General features: G+C 66.5%; 1 protein-coding gene. It reads left to right on the top strand.

Annotation, left to right across the window (positions count from 1 at the left end; all coding sequences use genetic code 11):
• Nucleotides 1-111: 111 nt before the first annotated feature.
• Nucleotides 112-846 (top strand): IS256 family transposase (locus G6035_RS19625; RefSeq protein WP_176618778.1); only part of this gene is annotated, 735 nt, incomplete at its 3' end.

Genomic DNA, 846 nt, shown 5'->3' on the forward strand with positions numbered 1-846 from the left:
TTAGCGTGGTGTAACAGCCCACCTCGGGCGTGTTGCTACCGGACGTAAGGCGGCCACCGCGTGATTCTTGAAACGACCTACCAAAGTACGTTTCGAAAGAGAGCCCACGCGATGACCGCACCCCATGTTATCGATCCTGCCCGCTTCCTGTCAGAACAGCTTGAGCAGGCATCACCGGATCTGATGCGATCCATGCTGACCACCTTTATCAACGCGCTGATGAGCGCCGAGGCGGACGCTGTTTGCGGCGCCGAATATGGTGCCCGCTCCGAAACCCGGACGAACTCCCGCAACGGCTACCGCCACCGGGACTTCGACACCCGGGTCGGGACCCTGGACGTCGCTATCCCCAAGGTCCGGCAAGGGTCCTATTTCCCGGACTGGCTGCTGGAGCGACGGCGTCGGGCCGGGGCCGCGCTGACGACGGTCGTAGCGACGTGCTACCTGCTTGGGGTCTCCACCCGGCGGATGGAAAAGCTCGTCGAGACCCTCGGCATCACGCGACTGTCGAAGTCCCAGGTCTCGGTCATGGCCGCGGACCTGGACGCGCAGGTGGAGGAGTTCCGCACCCGGCCCCTGGATGCGGGCCCGTACACGTTCGTCGCCGCCGACGCTCTCGTGCTCAAGGTCCGGGAGGGCGGGCGGGTAGTCAACATTCACGCCATGGTTGCCACCGGCGTCAACGCCGACGGGCACCGCGAGGTCCTGGGCATCCAGGCCTCCTCCGCCGAGGACGGGGCCGGTTGGCTGGGCTTCTTCCGTGATCTGGTCGCCCGCGGTCTGACCGGGGTGAAGCTGATGACCTCCGACGCGCACGCCGGCCTGGTCGCGGCGATCGGGGCGACC

It is taken from the genome of Arthrobacter sp. SDTb3-6 (assembly GCF_013376095.1).
Taxonomy (GTDB): Bacteria; Actinomycetota; Actinomycetes; order Actinomycetales; family Micrococcaceae; genus Specibacter.